The organism is Rhodospirillum sp. A1_3_36 (assembly GCF_047263945.1).
GTDB lineage: Bacteria > Pseudomonadota > Alphaproteobacteria > Rhodospirillales > Rhodospirillaceae > Rhodospirillum.
Genome location: NZ_JBLAVB010000089.1, coordinates 1 through 1,264 on the forward strand (window position 1 = coordinate 1; position 1,264 = coordinate 1,264).

Below are 1,264 nucleotides of genomic sequence, written 5' to 3' on the forward strand. Positions count from 1 at the left end.
GAAACGGGCAAGATGGAGTCCAAGGAGGCCCTTTCCCTGATCGTCACGAAGCAGGCCAAAAACGACGGCACCCTGCTGGGCGCGGATACCACGACCCTGTCGGCGCGATCCCTCGTCCAAGGGGCGGACGGTTGGTTGCAAAGCGGCAAGGTCCTGTCTGTGAGCCTGGGGGAAGCCGGAGCCCCAGCTGCCCCGGATAATGGTCTGCTCGACAATGGCGGCTTGATCGCCGGGCTCGAGACGACGACCCTTTTCGGCGTCACTTTGACCAACCGCACTACGGGGCAGATCGAGTCCGATGGTGTCCTGTCCCTAAAGGCCAGTGGCACAACCACCAACGATGGCAAGATCATCGGCCTGAGCGAGGCCACCCTGACCGGCGAAACCCTGACCGTCGGGGCCACCGGCCTTCTGCAGTCAGAGGGTGCCCTGTCCCTGAAGGCCAGTGGCACAACCACCAACGATGGCAAGATCATTGGCCTGAGTGGGACCACCCTGACCGGCGAAACCCTGACCGTCGGGGCCACCGGCCTTCTGCAGTCAGAGGGGGGCCTGTCTCTGAAGGCCAGTGGCACAACCACCAACGATGGCAAGATCATTGGCCTGAGCGAAACCACCCTGACTGGCGAAACCCTGACCGTCGGGGCCACCGGCCATCTGCAGTCAGAGGGGGGCCTGTCCCTGAAGGCCAGTGGCACAACCACCAACGATGGCAAGATCATCGGCCTGAGCGAGACCACCCTGACCGGCGAAACCCTGACCGTCGGGGCCACCGGCCTTCTGCAGTCAGAGGGGGGCCTGTCCCTGACGGCCAGTGGCACAACCACCAACGATGGCAAGATCATCGGCCTGAGCGAGACCACCCTGACCAGCGAAACCCTGACCGTCGGGGCCACCGGCCATCTGCAGTCAGAGGGGGTCCTGTCCCTGAAGGCCGGTGGCACAACCACCAACGATGGCAAGATCATCGGCCTGAGTGGGACCAGCCTGACCGGCGAAACCCTGACCGTCGGGGCCACCGGCCATCTGCAGTCAGAGGGGGTCCTGTCCCTGACGGCCGGTGGCACAACCACCAACGATGGCAAGATCATTGGCCAGAGCGGGACCAGCCTGACCGGCGAAACCCTGACCGTCGGGGCCGCCGGCCATCTGCAGTCAGAGGGGGTCCTGACCATTAACCAGACCGGAGACGTCTCGGTTGGCGGAATGGTCCTCGGTCAGGACGAGACGGCTCCCATCGGTACGGCGCTGACTGCGGCCAACC

1 protein-coding gene is annotated in these 1,264 nt (G+C 64.7%); it reads left to right on the forward strand.

The features are described from left to right. Positions 1-1,264: hypothetical protein (locus ACLIRY_RS27075; RefSeq protein WP_413208522.1), on the forward strand; the 1,264-nt coding region annotated here is incomplete at both ends.